The organism is Sporofaciens musculi (assembly GCF_009830285.1).
Lineage (GTDB): Bacteria > Bacillota > Clostridia > Lachnospirales > Lachnospiraceae > Sporofaciens > Sporofaciens musculi.
Window position 1 is genome coordinate 2,207,460 of the sequence record NZ_WUQX01000001.1, and the last position, 18,907, is coordinate 2,226,366.

An 18,907-nucleotide genomic window follows, 5' to 3' on the forward strand; every position below is an offset into this window, starting at 1 on the left:
TTGGAGGGAAATAAACAAATGAAAATTGCAGTTATCGGCACAGGATATGTTGGACTGGTAACAGGAACTTGCTTTGCAAACATGGGAAATACAGTCTGGTGCGTGGATGTGGATGAAAAGAAAATCGAAAACCTGAAAAGAGGCATTATCCCGATTTATGAACCAGGATTGTCCGAGATGGTTTTAAATAATTTCAAACAGAGGAATCTAAATTTTACAACAAAAATACAGGAGGCATTGGAGGTTTGTAATATTTGCTTCATAGCAGTTGGAACGCCAATGGGCGAGGATGGAAGCGCCGACCTGCATTATGTTCTTGACGTAGCTGAGAGTATCGGTAAATATATGTCTCATCATATGTATGTTGTAGATAAGTCCACTGTTCCAGTGGGGACTGCAGAGAAGGTGTATACCCGTATACAGGAGGAACTTAGTAAACGGGAGAGCAATCTGACCTTTGATGTTATTTCTAATCCAGAGTTTTTGAAAGAGGGAAATGCCATTTCTGACTGCATGAAGCCGGATAGAATTGTAATTGGCATTAACAATGAAGATGCAGAAGAAATAATGCGTGAATTGTACAAGCCATATCTGATGAATACAGAGAACTTTATCGTAATGGATATTGCAAGCGCTGAAATGACAAAGTATGCAGCTAATTCAATGCTTGCCACAAAGATTTCTTTTATGAATGAGATTTCCAATATTTGTGAGCGGGTTGGGGCAGATATTAATAAAATACGTAAAGGAATCGGAAGTGATAAACGTATTGGTTATTCTTTCATTTACCCTGGGTGCGGTTATGGAGGAAGCTGTTTCCCAAAAGATGTGAAAGCTCTGATTAAAACAGCCGATGAATATGGCTACGGCGCACCGCTATTACAGTCTGTTGAGGAAGTCAACAATACACAAAAACTGGTGCTTGTGGAAAAAGTAAAACAGCGTTTTAGTACAAATTTATTAGGGAAAGTATTTGCGGTATGGGGCCTTGCCTTTAAGCCAGATACAGATGATATGAGGGAATCAGCAGCAATCACCATTATAGAGGAGCTGACGGAACTGGGAGCAGAAATACAGGCTTATGATCCGAAAGCAATGGACGAGGCAAGAGAATGTTATTTAAAGGGCAATGAAAGAGTTACATACTGTGAGAGCAAATATGATGCACTGAAAGGTGCGGATGCGCTTGTACTGGTGACAGAATGGAAGGAATTCCGTAGTCCTGATTTTTATGAGATAAAGGAACGATTAAGGAATCCGGTTATTTTTGATGGAAGAAATCAGTACAGTGCAAAAAGTTTGGCAAAATATGGATTGGATTATTATCAGATTGGTGTGAGACCCAGTGTGGAGGTAACAGCATGAAACGTATTTTAGTGACAGGAGGCGCGGGATTTATTGGATCTCATCTTTGTAAGAAACTGGCAGATGAGGGAAATGATGTCATTTGTCTGGATAACTTTTTTACTGGTTCAAAAGATAATATTTGGAACCTAATGGATTATAAGAATTTTGAATTGATCCGTCATGATGTGACTGAAAAATTATATGTCGAGGTTGACCAGATTTACAATCTGGCATGTCCTGCCAGCCCCGTGCATTATCAGTATAATCCAATTAAAACAGCAAAGACTTCTGTATGGGGAGCAATGAATATGCTTGGACTTGCAAAGAGAGTCAATGCAAAGATACTACAGGCTAGTACCAGTGAAGTGTACGGAGACCCAGAGGTGCATCCGCAGCCGGAAGTATACCGTGGCTGTGTCAATCCTATTGGTATCCGTTCATGTTACGATGAAGGGAAGCGGATGGCAGAGACACTTTTCTTTGACTATCACAGGCAGCATAATATAGATATCAAAGTTATACGTATCTTCAATACCTATGGACCAAATATGAACCCAAATGATGGCAGAGTTGTTTCCAATTTTATTGTGCAGGCTTTGAAAGGGGAGGATATTACCGTTTATGGAGATGGCAGTCAGACACGGAGTTTCTGCTATGTAGATGATTTGGTGGACGGGATGTGCCGGATGATGGACAGCAGGGATGGATTTACCGGACCGGTGAATCTTGGAAATCCAGGGGAGTTTACTATGTTGGAACTGGCGAAAAAAGTTATTGACCTTACAGGTAGTAGTTCAAGGATAGTGCATAGACCGCTGCCATTGGATGACCCGACGCAGAGAAAACCTATTATCGATCTGGCAAAGAAAGAACTTAGTTGGGAGCCCTTTGTCATGCTGGAGGATGGATTGAAGCGAACAATAGGTTATTTTGAACAAGTATTGCGGAAGGAAACAGCATGAATACATATCTAATTACAGGTGCAGCCGGTTATATAGGCGCTATGATAGTAAAATACATAAGAATGATTGACGAAAAGGCAGATATAACGGCTCTTGTGCGGAACAAAGCGAAAGCGGAGAAAGTACTTCCTTATAATGTGCAGATTGCAGAGGTAGATTTAACTGATGGGAAAAAAGCGGCATCGTTAAATCTGGACTGCGATTATCTGATTCACTGCGCTTCTATTACAGGGTCTGCTGAAATGCTCGCCCATCCTGTAGAGGTTACAGAAAGCATTATCAACACGACGCAGAATGTATTAGAGCTTGCAAGGCGATGTCAGCTTAAAAGTATGGTATACCTTTCGAGCATGGAGGTATATGGAAACATTGACTGTCCAATCGGACACCGTGTTACGGAGAAAGAGGTTTCGCGGGGGGCAGTGGAGCTATTGGCTTCCCGCAGTTGTTATCCTTTGGGAAAGCGCATGGCGGAAAATATCTGTTATTCTTATTATAAAGAATATGGTGTTCCGGTTAAAATTGCACGTCTATCACAGACGTTCGGAGAAGGGGTTCCGTCATCAGACAAACGTGTCTTTTCCCAATTTGCTAAGGCAGTCAGAGAAAATTGTGATATTGTGCTTCATACATGGGGACTTTCGATGGGAAATTACTGCGGGATTCATGATGCCATATCAGGAATCATAACTATTTTGGAAAAAGGAACCAGCGGGGAAGCATACAATGTGGTGAATGAATCCAATACCATGACAATCCGGCAGATGGCAAAGCTTGTAGCGGACAAAATGGCAGATGGCAGGATTAAGGTGGTATACGATGTAGCAGATGATGAACGATATGGTTATGCGGCTGACACGGCGCTTCGTCTGTCAGGAGAAAAACTTATGTCTTTGGGGTGGAGGCCTGAGGAGGATTTGGAGGATATGTATTCCCAACTCATTAAGGACAGTGCAAGCATTTGATATCTTATTCATAAATATAGAGATTAAGTTTATTGACTTTTTGTCGATAATATATTAGAATGAACGGGAATTTATTTAAGATATATCATCATAGGAATGTATACTCTAATGGATGAAATCTCCCTGGCTGCCTATATATGGAATGCAGACAGCATGTGATACCAGTCTGATTTTAATTAAAAGCAGGTTTGTAAATATTAGCAATGTGTTTTACGGGTAATGAGCCAGGGAAGCTCCATTTAGAGATAGATTTAAATCTAAAAGTATATATATAATATTATATAATGATGGATGTATTGAAATAAATAAGCTTAGTAAAGATTGGAATCAGTCCAGTCGGGATATTTTTAACTTTGTTCGTGCAATTTGCAGGCCGGGACCTCAGGCAACCTCCTTCATTCGCGGAGAAAAGATATTAATTAATAAGGTTAAAATAGTAGAAGGCGCCCATCCTTACAAGAATACAGTGGGGCAAGTAGTTGGAAAAAGTGAAAAGGGATTTTTTGTAAATACTTAGGATACTATAGTAGAGGTTATAGAATATACCTATAACGGAAATTTGCAGAATGGTATTGATCTAAAAAAGAAATTTTATGACTTGGATATAGGATAAAGACGATGGATGCTGTATTTATAGGATGTGTAAAATCTTCAGAAATCTTTTTGAAAAAATTGTGTGAATTGGACATAAATATAGTTGGCGTTATTACAAAAGAGCAGTCGAATTATAATTCGGATTTTGCGGATTTAAGCATTTTGTGCAGGGAGAATGGAATAGATTATATTTTTACAGAAAACATAAATGATAAAGATTGTGTTACATATATAGAAGATAAAAAACCAGACATTATTTTCTGTTTGGGATGGTCACAGTTAGTTAAGCAGCAAATTCTGAAAATTCCAAAGCGTGGTACTGTGGGATTTCACCCGGCTGCGCTGCCTTACAACAGAGGAAGACATCCGCTTATTTGGGCGTTAGCATTGGGCTTGCAGGAAACGGCATCAACATTTTTTTAATGAATGAGGGAGCAGATACAGGGGATATCATATCACAGAAAAAAATAGCCATCAAGTATGAAGATGATGCAGCAGCCTTATATGCGAAGACATTGGAGGCTGGTTGTACGCAGCTTGAAGAAATAGTGAGTGGTTTCAATAATGGGGAGCTGATTTCATTACAGCAAAACATTTCTGTGGGAAACAGTTGGAGAAAAAGAGGGAAAACAGACGGGAAGATTGACTGGAGAATGTCCGTCAGGGCAATTTATAATCTGGTGAGAGCTTTGGCGAAGCCCTATGTTGGTGCACACTTTGAATATCAGGGATTAGAGTATAAGGTCTGGAAGGTAAAGGAAATTGTATTTCCGATACAGGTAGGAGCTGATAATTGCAGTACGAGAATAGCAGACCTTTTGGATAACAAAGGCGAGAATATTTCATATAAGAATGGAAATTACTCAGAATTGACAGGATTATATTGGATATGGAAAAACAAACTTTGCTGCAGGGGGACTGGTGATGGGGATAATAGGCAATATTATGGATTGGTACAATATCGACGGATGTTTGACTTCTCGGCGGACGATTTGTTACGTTTGGCTGATAACGATGTAGATGTTGTTCTGCCCTATCCGATGCCCTATGAGCCGAACATTCATGCACATCATGAGAGGTATCTCAAAGAGGAGGATTGGAATGCACTGCTTGCTGCTTTGAAAGAATTGCAGCCGGAATATGCGGATGCTTTCTCGGAAATTCTGGAACAACAATATTTTTATAATTACAACATAATTCTTGCAAAAAAAAAAATAGTATTACGTGAATATTGCGAGTGGCTGTTTCCGATACTGGAACGAGCAGAGGAATTATCGGTGCCAAGGGGAAACGAGAGGAGAGACCGTTATATTGGCTATATGGGAGAGACATTGGAGACACTTTATTTTGTAAAAAAAAGCAAATGTTTAAATATTGTTCATGCAGAATGCCGTTTGATAGTATAAAATGAATAATTTGAAAACTGTTACATATAAGGCTTGACGAGGGTGGTATCGATTGGTTATGGCTGTCAACCCTGGCAATGCAGGGCAGATGTACATGCCGTACACGGGGAAAAGGTGAAACGCTTACTGAGCTTAAAGAATGAGATGAAATTCAGGACTTATTGGTACGGTGCGTGCAGCGCAGACAAAATTTTAAAGTTTGCGCCCATGGAAATGGATGGTTTTGTGTTTGGAACAACCCTTTTGTTCGGAAAAGGAAACCTTATAAGGAAGTCGTAGAGGAAATCCGCCGATATTGTGATAAACCTGGCGGACATGAAATGCAGTGTCAAAGTACAGTAAAAAGGAAATGACTTTTTGGGCTGTTTATGTTAAACTATAAAAGAAAACATATAGTTTCCTATTCCAGTAATTGAAAGGATGAACATAGTGTATAAAGTAGAGATAAAATTTGATTCCAGTAATCTGACACAGCATGATATGGACAAAATATGTGAGCAGACAGATGAGATTTTTGAGAAGGAGGATTTGAATTGCGCAGACAGAACGCCAGGGCGCAGAGTTTATCTTGACCGGGGGCATAAACAGGATTACGGGAGATTTTGGGCCGCTATTTTTGCGTTGAAAAGCGCGGCAGGAATTTCAAAGCATCTGCAGGAATGCTTCTGGTATAATGGAGACGAGAAAGAAAATCTGCTCACTGATTTCATGAGAATTTAAATTAATGGACAGCACGCAGAGAAAAGGTATTAATTTTGACCTTGATACAGAGGCTTTGAAAGAATATTATCCGAAAGGGGACTGGCATAACGCTTACTATGACGTCCGTTTATATTTTGAGAAAAATGGATTTGAACATATACAAGGTTCTGGATATCATTCTGTAAAGGCAATGTCGGAGGCAAAAGCGATGGCAGTTATCTATCAGATGACAAAAGAAATACCGTGGTTAAATTATTGTGTGAATGTATGTACAATTTCTGACGTACCAGAGCTTTATGATATCTCGCATGTATTTGAAAGAGAGGCTCAGAAATTATCAGAGCAGAAGTAGCTAGTACAGAATTACGTAATTAACAGTGAATTCTGTACGCGCGTATATTGGTAAATCATTTATGTTATTTTTCTGGTGCTGTTTTCCGTATCTCTCCAGCAGGTTCAACCTCTTTTTTCAATTCATTGAGGATGGAAACGGCGGGAGCCGGCGCGGTGGCAAGGTCAATACCGCCGAAAATAAACGTTGGATACCTTTTCCGTTGATGATATCTCCGATATTACCGGTAAAATCGTCTTCGGTAATGATGCCCCCTCAAGAGGCAGTAAGATATCTCCGGATTCCGAGAGAACCGCCTCCTGCGAGTCAAAATAAATCTTGGAGACTCTCGGAAGTATGGCAGGGTCCATCTCCTGCATATGATGTTGGTATGCGCCTACGCAGCTGATGGTACAGCCCTTTTTAATTTTTGTCCCGTCAAATACAGGCTTGGAGGAAGGGTGTGACCGTAATTAGAAGGTCTGCATCATTAATAGCTTCATCTGAGGATTTTACTGCTGTAATCTTTGTTCCATAGGATTGTAATTCCTCCTGCATACACGAGGCGAAGCTGGCGGTTCTATTGTAATTGAGGTCATATACCCGTAACGTTTCTAATTTTCTTACCGCTATCATTGCTTCTAGCTGTGTGGCGGCCTGTCCTCCGGTGCCGATCAAGGCACCAATCTGATTTCCTCTTAATATTTTAAGTCCGGGCTCATTAAAAAGAGGTTTCTCCAGAGAATGAATGACCTTATTCTCCAGAGGAGTAACTTTTGCAAGCAGTATCTATAAATAAGTTCATATAGATGAAAAGTCAAATAAACTCTTTGGTTTCCTTCTTAATTCTTATCTTGTAGTTCTAAGTAAGGAGGAAACCACATGAATCAAACATCTTAGAGACAAAATGTCTAACCAAATCTTTTACAGGGAAAAAGAAGGCAGACGTATCTTCCTTCGGAATGAAGCAGAGGATTGGAATCGTGTTGTGAGGGCTTGCCATAACGCTTATGTTATAATATAACTAAATTTGAAAAAAGACGTTACGGAAAAGTATACTTTTTCGTAATGGTACATTTAAAATAAATTCTCAACCATTCTAATATATTATCGACAAAAAGTCAATAAACTTAATCTCTATTTTTTGTAGTATATGTCTAAAAAATTTTCCATAAAAATCATTACGAAAATGTATACCTTAATGGACGCAGTCCGCCCGCCCCGCTAGGGGCATGGATTACGGGATGCCCTTTGGGTATATCTTATTGGACGGAATCATATGCCAGTAGACAAAGTATGTAAAACCATTCATCAGTATAGTAAAGAACCGCTCAAAGAAGCAGATATGCAGAAGCTTTTAGAGATTGCCGAGGATTACAAAAAGGTGAAAAACTATGTATATTCACGCTTCGGAGGACTCCATAGCCTGTCAAAGCTCTATCCGGGCTACACGGTGCAGAATGAAATGACGGCCAGCGGTTACCGCGAAACATTAGGGATGCCGTCAGTCTACTTCTATCTGGCGATTTTTGATGCATTGGGTGAGATTAAGAGCCAGTGGACCAGGACAAAATCGAAGCTAACGAAGCTGATTAACCAGAATAAAGGCTTTACGGAGGAAGATAAACATTATCTGCGGTTTTTGCTTAAGGTTAGCAGCGCATTTGAAGAAGTTTTAAATCAGAGGCCGGTTGAACTGCCCAAGGCGCTGCAGAAACAGTATCTTGAAGTGGCGGCGAAGGTTGATACAAAAAAGCTTCACCGTTATCTGTGCAGGCAGGTGAGAAAGCATCACGTAAAGCTGCATACGGACAGAGCAGACGGTTTTGCCATAGCAGAGAGAGCGTATCGCTATGGGGATCATGGAGTCTATATTTCCGTAAAAGAAAAGCGGAAACGAGTCTTTGTACTGCTGACAGATAATAACCGTTATAAGAGCCAGCTCTATATCAAGCTGTATCCGAAAGAGAGCAGTATCACCATCAAGGTACCGGTAAATGTCGCGGTCCGCGAACATGCAGATTATCGGAAGCAGGTAGGGGTTTCAGCAGGGGTTTACACGATGCTGACGACAGATGAAGGCCGTCGTTATGGTGAGGAGTTGGGCAGATATCAGATTGAATACGCAGACTGGATTCGTGAGCAGACGAGGATATATAACCGTAACAGGAATGAGAATCCCGGAAGGAAGAAGTACAATGCGAAGAAGAAGCGTCTGGAGGAACACCTGCACAGCTATATCAATCAGGAATTGAACCGCTTCTTAAGAGAAGAAAAGCCACAGGCCGTTTACATTGTAAAGCTGCCTAAGCCCCAGGCAGGGGGTGTGAATAAGAAGATTAACCATTCCATGGCACAGTGGCAGAGGGGATATATCCGAAAACGCCTGATGCAGAAATGTAAGGAACAGTCGATAGAGCTGATACAGGTTCTAGGTAAAGATATCAGTAAAGAATGCAGCGGGTGCGGCCAGGTAGGAAAAAAGAAGGAGGGGTATTTTATCTGCTCTAATTGCGGCTGCCGTATAGAAGAAAAGACGAATACAGCAAGGAATGTGCTGATGAGGGGAAGGTCTGGAAGGACGGTGAAATAGGTCATAAGAACATTGATTCAGATAAATGCCGGCGATGAGCCGGGATTTTACCTGTATAGAGTAAGAGGACTGAAGAAGATGTTCCTGATATAAAAAAATAATGAACGGCATTAGAAGGCAAAGAGATTGCGTATTGGGTATGCCAGGACCTGGGGAACATGGGAGGCTGTGATGTACCTGGGAGCGAAGCAGAATATATCTGCATCATCTGTTTTTTGGTAGTTGTCCAGGAGACATGAATTGTGTCTGGTTGGAGATTATTGTAAGAGAGAATAGATGACCAATGTACCTTATTTAATAATTTATAAATCGTTTTCACAATGAAAGTAGTTTGTTATATATGCCTTATTATATAACATAAACAGGAGTCTGATGATATGAATTATATTATTGTGCAGGCAGGGGGCAAGGGTACCCGCCTGAAGCATTTAACTGAAAATAAACCGAAAGCGCTTGTTCCTGTAGGGAATCTGCCGATGCTGTTCTATCTGTTTGGCAGGTATCCGGATAAGCGTTTTGTTATCATAGCAGATTATAAGAAGGAAGTCATGCACGAATATCTGGAAGCGTTTGCGGCTGTAAAATACCAGATCGTGGACGCAGCAGGGACAGGCACATGCGCAGGAATAAGGCAGGCGGCAGATTTAATTCCGGACGGAGAGCCTTTCCTGCTGGTATGGTCGGATTTGATACTCCCGGCAGACCTGAAGATGCCAGAGGGATACGATGCCAGCGGAATAAATACAACGCTGCAAAAGGATTACATAGGTGTCTCGCAGACATTTCCCTGCCGCTGGTCGTACAGGAATGGACGGTTTATAGAAGAAAGCAGCCTGGAATACGGCGTGGCAGGTTTTTTTCTTTTTACGGAAAAAGCAAAGATAGCGGATGTGCCGGAAAGCGGGGAACTGGTACGCTGGATGCAGGGAAGGCAGATGGAATTTGAAAAATTCGGGCTTGCAGGGACAAGAGAGTTTGGCTTAATAGAGGAATATGAGAAATTAGAAACCGAAAAATGCCGCCCGTTCAACCGTATAACCATAAAGGAAAACCGGGTTATCAAGGAAGGCATTGATGAACAGGGTAAGCGGCTGGCAGCAAGGGAATGTGCATGGTATGGGAAGGCAAAGCAGTTAGGCGTTAAAGCATTGCCAGAGATATATTCAGTAAACCCCTTAGAAATGGAGCGCATCAATGGGAAAAACATTTACGAATACCAGCCTGCATATGGACAAAAGCAGGAGATTTTACTGAAGCTGACAGATGCTCTAAAACAGCTTCATGCCTCTGAAAAAATTCCGGCAGACAGCTTTAGCTTAAGGGAGTCATATTTCAACAAGACCTTTGAACGGATCATAAAAATCAGGGATTTAGTGCCGTTTGCCAATGAGAAGATCATTGCGGTAAACGGAAGGAAATGCAGGAATGTATTTTTCCATAAAAGAGAGCTGGAAGAAAAACTGGCAGGGCTGTCTTGTAATAATTTTTGTTTTATCCACGGTGACTGTACCTTTTCAAACCTGATGCTGCGGGAGGACGGAAGCCCCGTTCTGATTGATCCGAGGGGATATTTTGGTTACAAGGAGCTGTATGGTGATCCGCTGTATGACTGGGCGAAACTGTATTATTCCATTGTCGGAAATTATGACCAGTTTAACCTGAAGCGGTTCCGGCTCTCCATCGGGCAGGACGCAGAGGAGGGCGTAGGGCTTCAGATTGAATCGAACCATTGGGAGGATATGGAAGCAGACTTCTTTGCAATGACAGGAACGAAACCAGAGGAGATCAGGCTGCTCCATGGGGTTATCTGGCTGTCACTGACAACATATGCGTGGCAGGACTATGATTCGATATGCGGCGCATTTTACAACGGGCTATATTATCTGGAGGAAGTGTTATGACAACATACTTTGAACGGCAATTAAAGGAATTTGACCACGCTATCCATTCTATGGATATGGAACTGTTTGAACGGTGGGTAAAGGAAGGGGCAGAAACCTTAAAAAACGGGCATAAAATTATTGCCTCCGGCTTAGGAAAGAATGTTCCCGTCTGCGAGAAATTCGTGGGTTCTATGCAGTCGCTTGGGCTAGAGGCATGTTTCCTCAACACCAACTCTGCCGTGCATGGCGATATGGGCGTAGTAAAGGAAGGGGATATGGTGATTATCCTTACAAAAAGCGGGGAAACGGAGGAATCCATTTACCTTGCAAGGCTTTTACAGGAGAGAAATGTGGATATGTGGCTCCTGACTTTTAATAAGGACAGCATACTCACATGCGAGATTCCTAATAGTGTCGTGCTGGATTTACGGCACGAAGGGGATATGTGGAACATCATGCCAAACAACTCCACGACGCTGAATCTGATTGTGTTGCAGGGGTTGGTGATGAAGATGGCCTCGACACTGGAGATCCCGATTGAGGATTTTAGGAAGAACCATCCGGGAGGGGCGATCGGACAGAAATTGAGGTGAATGGCTATTATGGAATGGCTGATTTGTGCATGGCAGGGAAGGAATATCTGGAGAAGGCTAAAAATAAAATATCGGATTAACTATGACTGTGTTGTAATCATTCTGACAGAGCAGGATGAGGAATGGAATAAAACGGCGTTAAAGTATCTTCCAGATTATATGAAACGAAAGAGCGCTAAAAAAGCCTTGGTATTTTATACGGAAAATTGCACATTAAAATATTTGGAGCCTTATATGACAGACAATATTCAGACGTTCAAAATGAAAGAACTGCAAGTACGGCGATTGCTCCGCTATTATTGCCTATATCGTTTCTTTGACAATGTTGTTTTCTTTTCATTGGAAGAACCGAAGGACAATAATAGCAGGGAGATTCTGTCCCATGAGGAAATCACGAAAGAGGAATTGATATGTCTGGGGTTTTATTGTTTGCGGTGTGTTCCGGACGGCAAAGCGGAGGGAACGGTCTATGTATGAATATGAGTGGAAGCTTGTAAAAAAAACGGTGCAAAAGTACGTAGAAACGAAACAAGGACATGGTTCCCTGCATACCCCCGTTTACGTTTTCGGCGTCAGTGAGCGGACATATCACATCATAAGGGAATTGTCATGGAAGGGAATCAAAGTGAAAGGTGTGCTCGACAATGACAGAAAAAAGCAGGGAATGCATTGCTGCGGGATTCCGGTTGTATCAGTGAATGCAATCGAAAAGGAAGGAAAATCCAGAGTGGATGTTTTCATCATGTCCCCATTTTGGCGGGAAATGGAAAAACAGCTTATGGAAACAGGCTTACAAAAACGACACATATATGTGATTAAAGCTATCAAGAGAATTCAAACGGTCTTTGTTATGAGGAGTCTACATGTCCATATGGGGAAAGCGGTTTATGGAGCGATCAGGAAGAAGTATGGCATCAACGCAAAAATATTTCTCTGCCCCTATACAGGAACGGGTGATATTTACCTGATCGGGACATTTTTGCAGCAATATATCAGACAAAAGCAAATAGAAAATTACGTGCTTGTTGTTGTCAGTACAGCCTGTAAAAAAGTTGCGGATTTGTTTGATATAAAAAATATTGAACAGCTTCCTTCCACGGATGTCTGTTCAAGGCTTATTTCCTATTATATGGCGGAACCAGAGCAATGTGATATGGAAATCCTTAATGACAGTTGGGGAGAAATCTATACAAATCCAACACAGTGGATTCGGGGATATAAGGGACATAATTTTACGGAGATGTTCCGAAAATATGTGTTTCGGCTTTCGGATGATACAATGCCGCAGCCACCAACATTGAAAAATGCGGACGATCAGATAGACAGAATTTTCACAGGGCAAGGGCTTGTTAGGGGAAAAACCGTTATCCTCTCTCCTTATGCAATGACTCTTGCGAATTTGCCGAATCCCTTTTGGGAGGAGCTCGTAGTGGCTCTGCAAAAAAAAGGGTATTCTGTATGCACCAATAGCTGCGGGGAAAAAGAACCTGCCATAGCGGGAACAGATGCAGTTTTTTTCCCATTGAATATTGCCCCGCAAGTGGTGGAGGCAGCGGGAACATTTGTCGGTGTCAGGAGCGGATTCTGCGATGTGATAAGCCGTGCGAAAGCGAGAAAGGTGATTCTATATGATAAAAATAATTGGTTTTATAATTGCAGCGCATATAAATATTTCAGCTTGAATGACATGGGACTGTGCAATGACGCGGTTGAGCTGGAATATGAGGAGGATTTTCAAAGGCTGTGCACTGAAATCATAAATTTATTTTAAAACGGAGGAATGGGTGAATGAACAGAAAACATTTGCATGTGATTAATGAACTGCCACATATTTACGAACTGGAAGATATGATGGAATTTTGCGGAAGGTATCAAAAATTGTATATTTATGGATATGCGTTTAATCAGGAAATGCTGCTGAAGTATTTTGATATGTGTGGTATAAGGATTGAAGGATATGTTGCGACATGGGCTCCGAAGGAACCTCCCTGTTTTTGTTATAGGGAAATGCCAGTAAAGCTGATGGAGGATGTGATACAGGAGAAAGGAGCAGGGATTATCGTTGCGTTGTCAGACCGATATTTTAATAGGATTATCCCCAAATTCCGGGAAAAAGGGTTTCAGGATTACTTTATCATGTCGGAGTTCAATAAGCGTGCGATTGCCAACCAGGTCAGACCGAGAGAACGGGAGGAGATGGCGTTTGAAATCAGTTTGGCGGATCATTGCAATATGTCCTGCCAGATGTGCGACCACTATTCGCAGCTTTCCGAGCCGCATTTTTTGGATTTTGTACAATTTGAGAAGGATATTCATCGTCTGGGAGAATTGTATGACCATGATTTGGGATACATTGCGCTTTTGGGCGGCGAACCCTTGCTTAATCATGACATTATCCCCATTATTAAGGCGGTGCGCAGGGAGTTTCCAGACTGTGAACTGATTATACTGACGAACGGTACGCTCCTGCTGAAATGGGAGGATATGCCGGAAGGAAATCTGTGGCAGGCATGCAGGGATTACAATGTCCATATCACGGTGACGATATATCCCATCCATTTGGATTATGAGGCGCTTGAGAGAAAGGCTGCGGAGTATGGAGTGTCTTTAAAGATGTCATCGGATATCCACGCTGCAGATCCGACAAAGATTGTGAAAATTTCCGACAAGCATACTCTTGACTTGGGGAAAGGCGTTGATAAGTTTTACTGTGTGAACTGCCTGTATTATAACAAGTTCAATGTATTGAAGGACGGACGGATCTATATGTGCCCGGTGGCGGCGCATATTGATATTTTCAACCAAAGCTTTCAGCAGAGCCTTGAGCTTTTGGAGGAAGATTCCATAGACATATACAAGATAGACAGTTGGAAAGAGATCGCTGCGTTCAGCTCTAATTATGTGCCGTTTTGCAGCTATTGCGATTTAAAGCATTGGGGGCATGCGTCACAGTGGAAGCCGAGCACTAAGCAGATAAATGAATATGTCTGATTTGGAGGGATATCTATGGAATGTTTTGAAACGGGATTGGGGCTTAAAATACCGCAGATTGGTCTGGGAACCTATGATTTGAAAGCGGATGCGATATGTAATGCAATCAGGGCGGGCTACACGCTTCTTGATACTGCGTGGCAGTATCGCAATGAGGGTGAAGTTGGCTGCGCGGTGAGGAAAAGCGGAATTCGGCGGGAGGAGGTTGCTATTTCTACCAAGGTGTGGACAGAGGATATCCGCCGGGGCAGGGTGAGGGAAGAACTAGAGGAAAGCCTGAAAGCGCTCCAAACAGATTATGTGGATCTGTATTTAATCCACTGGCCAGCCATCGGATTTGAGCGGGCATGGGAAACAATGGCACGGCTCAAGGAAGAAGGCAAGGTCAGGGAAATCGGTGTGTGTAATTTTGAACCGCACCATTTTGGGGAGTTGGAAAGGGTTTCCGGGATTGTGCCGGTTTTAAACCAAATAGAATCGCACCCATACTTCCAAAATACAGAGCTGATTCAGTATTGCAAAGGGAGAGGCGTATTAGCGCAGGCATGGTGTCCGTTGGGTGGTTCTTACAGTAAGCTGACGGAGGAGCCGGTATTTGGAGAGCTTGCTAAAAAGTATGGGAAAACGCCAGCGCAGGTTATATTGAGATGGCATCTGCAGCGCGGCGTGTGGATGATCCCGCGCTCCGGGAATCCAGTACGGCAGAGGGATAATAAGGAGCTGTTTGACTTTGCACTGGATGATGCGGATATGGAGAGGATTGGCAGGATGGATACAGGGCATAGGATAGGAGCGGATCCGGATAATTTTACATTTTAGAGTCTTAATAGTTTGGGAGGAAAACACATGATTCATTCTATTGGTTTATTCGTTACATTGGTTGATGCCTGTAATCTTGACTGTAGTTTTTGCTTACTTGCAAAACGACCAGATTTTAGGGCAGGAGATGAAATTGATTATGATAAATTTGTTGCAATGCTTCGGCAGCTTAAAGATTGTCCGCCGCCTATCCCTCTTGGTGCAGTTTGCTTTTGCGGTTCAGGGGAGCCTCTGATTTATCGTCGATTGACAGAGATTGTGAGGGAAACTAAGAAATATGTGCCACAGGTGAGCATCGTCACAAACGGCGTTTTACTGACTAAAGATATCTCTCGGCAATTACTGGAAGCAAACATTGATCATATTGTGGTCAGTGTTACAGGAAACAGTTCAGATGTGTACAAAAAATACCAAGGAAGTGGGAGGAAAACAGTTAATCCGGAAAATCAATATGAAACTGTTAAACAGAATGTTGCGGCATTGATAGATGTGCGCAACGAAATGCAATCCGGCACACAGATTGGCATCAGTTATATCCTTGCGGAAAGTTCAAGGGATGATTATTTTCCGGCATTGTCATACTGGAGGGAGCTGGGTGTGAATTATGTAGACACAAGGATACTTGATAAAGGGTTTTCCCGTCCTAAGCAGGATTTTCGTACATATATTGATGAAAATGCCCAGCAGTGGTGGGAGAGCTGCTGTACCTGTTTTGGAAAGGTTATGAATGTCTTTACTGACGGCAGGATTGGTTATTGCAACTGTGCTTATCAGGAAGAAACAATACTTGGAAATCTCTGGGATAGTTCCCTGAATGAAATTTTAAATTCACCGCGTTTTGTTGAGCTCCACAGGAGTTTTTCACAGGATTACGATCATATTCCGGAGTTTTGTAAGAGTTGTGATTTGTTGCGCTCACGTCCAATTTTAGCTTAGGAGGGATAAGGATGATATCTGAAAATTTTCATTTTATGCGTAATACAGAGGAGAATTTTATCTCCTGTGTACGGGGGGGGGAATAAAAAACTTGTCTTGTTTGGGGCAGGATATGAAATGTCGCAGGCTATGAAAAAAATCATATTGCCGAATTGCTTGGAGGTATCTTATGCAGTTGACAATGATTTTCGTAAATGGTATGCAAGATATTTTGGCATCAGGATATGCGAGCCGAATAGGCTGGCAACAGAAAATGCGGAGCAGACAGTTGTCCTAATTACAAGTAGGTATCCTTTCCGTATTGAGGAGCAGTTGGAAGGGATGGGAATCAGTCATTATTATTCCAGTTTCCTTTTTCTGGAAGAGTATATTGGGGAGCATCAGTTTATGGTTACTTTTTAGTGATTGAATTAGTGTGAATAAGGAAGGTATTAAAATGAATGGAATTTATTACAACCAGTATAAGGATTATGTGGAAAGCTATCATCAGGGAAGGAAGCTTGTACTTTTTGGGGCAGGTAGGAGAGCATTTGAAATAATATATGATTATTATCTGAATGAGGAGATTTCTTTCATATGTGATAATAGTACAGAGAAACAGGGAGGAAGTATTCTGAATATTCCGATTTGCACACCGGAAAAGCTTAGGGAGAATCCGGATGGATATGTGGTACTGATTACGGTAATGGAGGCTTTTGCGGTGAAAAGGATTTCCCAGCAGTTAGAGGAAATGAAAATCAGGCATTACTATCCGGCGGCAATCTTAGATTTTGTCAATATGATTGAGCGGTATGACACGGATGGAAATAAGAAGTACCACGAATTTCATACATTTCAGGTAATACAGGATAATATGGATAAGCTCTTACAGGTCAGGGAGATGCTTTGTGACCAGAAATCCGTAGAAGTCTTTGATGCATATATTGAAAAGGTTCAGTACAATGTGAAAAACTACGATGACATTGCGGATAATCTTTATGAGCATTATTTCAGTGATAACATTTTTCGGTATTCGGATCAGGAGTATTTTGTTGACGGGGGAGCGTATGATGGGGATGATTCCATATGGTTTGCAGAGCAGTTGAAACAGGAAGGAAAACATTTGGAGAAAGCATATTGTTTTGAACCAGATGGAGGTAATTTCTCAAGGACATGTACGAACTTTCAGAAATACTTTGGCGTCGAGATAAGCGGTAACGGAGATATGGCGCATTGTGGACACATGACGGTTTATCGGTCTGGATTGTATGATAAGGACGACAGGGCGGATTTTATTGCATATGGAATGCATTGCTCAAGATTTGAGGAAAACGGATATGGAGCAGATAAAATTCCAACTATGCGTCTGGATAGTGTCATAGGAGATGAAAAAGTTACATTTATTAAATTTGATTTAGAGGGTGCAGATATTCCAGCGATTGTGGGAGCTTCGGAAACAATTAGGAAGAATAAGCCAAAGCTGGCGCTGAGTATTTATCATGATATAGAGGATTTATGGGAAATACCGCTTATGATTAAGGAACTGGTACCAGAATATAAGCTGTTTGTCCGTCACCATACAAAATTTGAGTGGGATAAAGTTTTGTATGCGGCATTAGACCGTGATTTGAAATAGTTGGGACTGGGAGGTTAGAATGGAGCATTATCTGGAGCTAAGCGATTGTAAGCTGACTTTTGATGGATGCTGTCAGGCAGAAGCGGGAGTATGGTTTGCAGCAAACGAATTTAATGCGCTTTGCTGTGTGGATGAAGATGGCAAAACACATTATATGGGTTCAATACCAGACGAGGATATATTTGGGAGGTATTTATATGCGGATATCCAGTATTTCCATGGGAAATTGTACCTGACGCCTCTTGGCGCAGAGCATATTGCCGTTTATTGTATTGAAACAGGAGAGTTTCAGACAATTCCATTGAATAAGCCTTCTTCATTTGCCCCGAATCCATATGTAGCATGGTTGAAATTTATAAAGTCAGTAATTGTCGGTGAAAGTCTGTATATGCTTCCGCGAAGTTATCCTGCAATCATTGAAATGGATCTTATTACGCATCAGTTGACGTATCATACGCAGTGGCTTTCTTATATCCAAGGGAAAACTGTGAACAGGGATGCGCTTTTTTGGTCGGACTGTGTTGTTAAAAGCAATCGCTTAATCTTGCCATCAGCGATTGCCAATATGGTTTTTTCATTTGATATAATTACTAAAAATTTTAGTCTGATATACAGCGGAAATCAACCAACCTGCTATTCTAGCATATCAGAAATACAGGACGGCATATTGCTGTCTGAACGTAATAGTGGGAGATTGAAACTGCTGGATTTATTGCAGAACAGACTCATGCCCTATGGGAAGATGCCAGAGGGATTCAAAACAGAGCAGCTAATTGGTTTTTTGGATTTTCTGCAGATGGGAGATAGTATCTTTGCAATTCCATTATGGGCCAATATGCTGCTTCGGATTATACCTACGGATGGAGAAATCCTTCTAATAAAAAATTATGACGAAGATCGCGGTGAAAGCAAGGATATTGCCGTGCGCCGTGCGTGGGTATATAACCGGAAACTGTATTGCATGAATAATTTTACTGGGGAAATAGATGTTTTTCAACAGAATGGTGTCTTTGAAAAATCATTTGCTGTCACTGTTTCGGAAAATTTTGCCCGTAATATGGGAAAAAATATCGTTCATAATAAAATGCAGATGTTTGCGGAAAGTAATATTTTTCCATTGAAAGGATATCTAAGTTATATTCTGAAAAAGGTACAATCTTTTTGATAATG

Annotated in this window: 20 protein-coding genes and 1 pseudogene; 20 read left to right on the forward strand and 1 reads right to left on the reverse strand. The window is 41.6% G+C overall.

Annotated elements, in window-relative coordinates; genetic code table 11:
- Nucleotides 1–18: 18 nt before the first annotated feature.
- The 9 genes and pseudogenes from GN277_RS10990 to GN277_RS11025 all read left to right on the forward strand — a co-directional run bounded on the left by GN277_RS10990 (nucleotide 19) and on the right by GN277_RS11025 (nucleotide 6,328).
- Nucleotides 19–1,365: a UDP-glucose dehydrogenase family protein gene (locus tag GN277_RS10990; protein ID WP_159751076.1), complete on the forward strand. Its 1,347-nt coding sequence runs from the start codon at nucleotides 19–21 to the stop codon at nucleotides 1,363–1,365.
- Nucleotides 1,362–2,309, forward strand: coding sequence for a UDP-glucuronic acid decarboxylase family protein (locus GN277_RS10995; protein WP_159751077.1), 948 nt, complete (start codon nucleotides 1,362–1,364; stop codon nucleotides 2,307–2,309). The genes GN277_RS10990 and GN277_RS10995 overlap by 4 nt, the downstream gene beginning before the upstream one ends.
- Nucleotides 2,306–3,274, forward strand: coding sequence for an NAD-dependent epimerase/dehydratase family protein (locus GN277_RS11000; RefSeq protein ID WP_159751078.1), 969 nt, complete (start codon nucleotides 2,306–2,308; stop codon nucleotides 3,272–3,274). Before GN277_RS10995 ends, GN277_RS11000 begins: the two co-directional genes overlap by 4 nt.
- A 301-nt stretch (nucleotides 3,275–3,575) precedes the next feature.
- Nucleotides 3,576–3,791, forward strand: coding sequence for a DNA-3-methyladenine glycosylase (locus tag GN277_RS32400; RefSeq protein ID WP_408641720.1), 216 nt, complete (start codon nucleotides 3,576–3,578; stop codon nucleotides 3,789–3,791).
- A 101-nt stretch (nucleotides 3,792–3,892) separates the two neighbouring features.
- A pseudogene (locus GN277_RS11010) lies at nucleotides 3,893–4,341 on the forward strand (formyltransferase family protein); the annotation flags it as partial.
- A gap of 126 nt (nucleotides 4,342–4,467) precedes the next feature.
- A complete protein-coding gene (locus GN277_RS11015; protein ID WP_408641721.1) occupies nucleotides 4,468–5,274 on the forward strand; it encodes a DUF4422 domain-containing protein in 807 nt (268 codons plus the stop codon).
- Nucleotides 5,275–5,388: 114 nt separating this feature from the next.
- Complete coding sequence (locus GN277_RS29420; RefSeq protein WP_204162738.1) at nucleotides 5,389–5,553, forward strand: hypothetical protein; 165 nt, start codon at nucleotides 5,389–5,391, stop codon at nucleotides 5,551–5,553.
- A gap of 150 nt (nucleotides 5,554–5,703) precedes the next feature.
- The gene (locus GN277_RS11020; protein ID WP_159756655.1) at nucleotides 5,704–5,994 is read left to right on the forward strand and encodes a hypothetical protein; all 291 of its coding nucleotides are present in this window, start codon (nucleotides 5,704–5,706) and stop codon (nucleotides 5,992–5,994) included.
- Between the two features lie 4 nt (nucleotides 5,995–5,998).
- Nucleotides 5,999–6,328: a hypothetical protein gene (locus GN277_RS11025; RefSeq protein WP_159751080.1), complete on the forward strand. Its 330-nt coding sequence runs from the start codon at nucleotides 5,999–6,001 to the stop codon at nucleotides 6,326–6,328.
- A gap of 417 nt (nucleotides 6,329–6,745) precedes the next feature.
- On the opposite strand, the gene GN277_RS30900 is transcribed toward GN277_RS11025, so the two are convergent.
- Nucleotides 6,746–6,985, reverse strand: a complete 240-nt coding sequence (locus GN277_RS30900) for a hypothetical protein (protein WP_280178604.1) — start codon at nucleotides 6,983–6,985, stop codon at nucleotides 6,746–6,748.
- A 601-nt stretch (nucleotides 6,986–7,586) separates the two neighbouring features.
- Between GN277_RS30900 and GN277_RS11035 the strand changes: the two genes are divergently transcribed.
- The 11 genes from GN277_RS11035 (at nucleotide 7,587) to GN277_RS11085 (ending at nucleotide 18,902) form a co-directional block, all read left to right on the forward strand.
- Entirely contained in the window at nucleotides 7,587–8,900 is a 1,314-nt protein-coding gene (locus GN277_RS11035) for a zinc ribbon domain-containing protein (RefSeq protein ID WP_159751081.1), read from the forward strand.
- A 377-nt stretch (nucleotides 8,901–9,277) separates the two neighbouring features.
- Entirely contained in the window at nucleotides 9,278–10,801 is a 1,524-nt protein-coding gene (locus GN277_RS11040) for a sugar phosphate nucleotidyltransferase (protein ID WP_159751082.1), read from the forward strand.
- On the forward strand, nucleotides 10,798–11,376 hold the full coding sequence (locus tag GN277_RS11045) for an SIS domain-containing protein (protein ID WP_159751083.1): 579 nt from the start codon (nucleotides 10,798–10,800) through the stop codon (nucleotides 11,374–11,376). Before GN277_RS11040 ends, GN277_RS11045 begins: the two co-directional genes overlap by 4 nt.
- A 9-nt stretch (nucleotides 11,377–11,385) precedes the next feature.
- On the forward strand, nucleotides 11,386–11,853 hold the full coding sequence (locus GN277_RS11050; RefSeq protein WP_159751084.1) for a hypothetical protein: 468 nt from the start codon (nucleotides 11,386–11,388) through the stop codon (nucleotides 11,851–11,853).
- Nucleotides 11,846–13,147, forward strand: a complete 1,302-nt coding sequence (locus GN277_RS11055; RefSeq protein ID WP_159751085.1) for a nucleoside-diphosphate sugar epimerase/dehydratase — start codon at nucleotides 11,846–11,848, stop codon at nucleotides 13,145–13,147. Before GN277_RS11050 ends, GN277_RS11055 begins: the two co-directional genes overlap by 8 nt.
- Before the next feature lie 17 nt (nucleotides 13,148–13,164).
- Nucleotides 13,165–14,367 carry a radical SAM protein gene (locus tag GN277_RS11060; protein ID WP_159751086.1) on the forward strand — a complete coding sequence of 401 codons (1,203 nt, stop codon included), beginning with the start codon at nucleotides 13,165–13,167 and terminating at the stop codon, nucleotides 14,365–14,367.
- Nucleotides 14,368–14,382: 15 nt separating this feature from the next.
- The gene (locus GN277_RS11065; protein ID WP_159751087.1) at nucleotides 14,383–15,186 is read left to right on the forward strand and encodes an aldo/keto reductase; all 804 of its coding nucleotides are present in this window, start codon (nucleotides 14,383–14,385) and stop codon (nucleotides 15,184–15,186) included.
- Between the two features lie 27 nt (nucleotides 15,187–15,213).
- Nucleotides 15,214–16,122, forward strand: a complete 909-nt coding sequence (locus tag GN277_RS11070) for a radical SAM/SPASM domain-containing protein (RefSeq protein WP_159751088.1) — start codon at nucleotides 15,214–15,216, stop codon at nucleotides 16,120–16,122.
- A gap of 129 nt (nucleotides 16,123–16,251) precedes the next feature.
- Nucleotides 16,252–16,524, forward strand: coding sequence for a hypothetical protein (locus GN277_RS11075; RefSeq protein ID WP_159751089.1), 273 nt, complete (start codon nucleotides 16,252–16,254; stop codon nucleotides 16,522–16,524).
- 34 nt (nucleotides 16,525–16,558) lie between these two features.
- On the forward strand, nucleotides 16,559–17,737 hold the full coding sequence (locus GN277_RS11080; protein ID WP_159751090.1) for an FkbM family methyltransferase: 1,179 nt from the start codon (nucleotides 16,559–16,561) through the stop codon (nucleotides 17,735–17,737).
- Nucleotides 17,738–17,756: 19 nt separating this feature from the next.
- The gene (locus GN277_RS11085; protein ID WP_159751091.1) at nucleotides 17,757–18,902 is read left to right on the forward strand and encodes a hypothetical protein; all 1,146 of its coding nucleotides are present in this window, start codon (nucleotides 17,757–17,759) and stop codon (nucleotides 18,900–18,902) included.
- Nucleotides 18,903–18,907 lie beyond the last annotated feature (5 nt).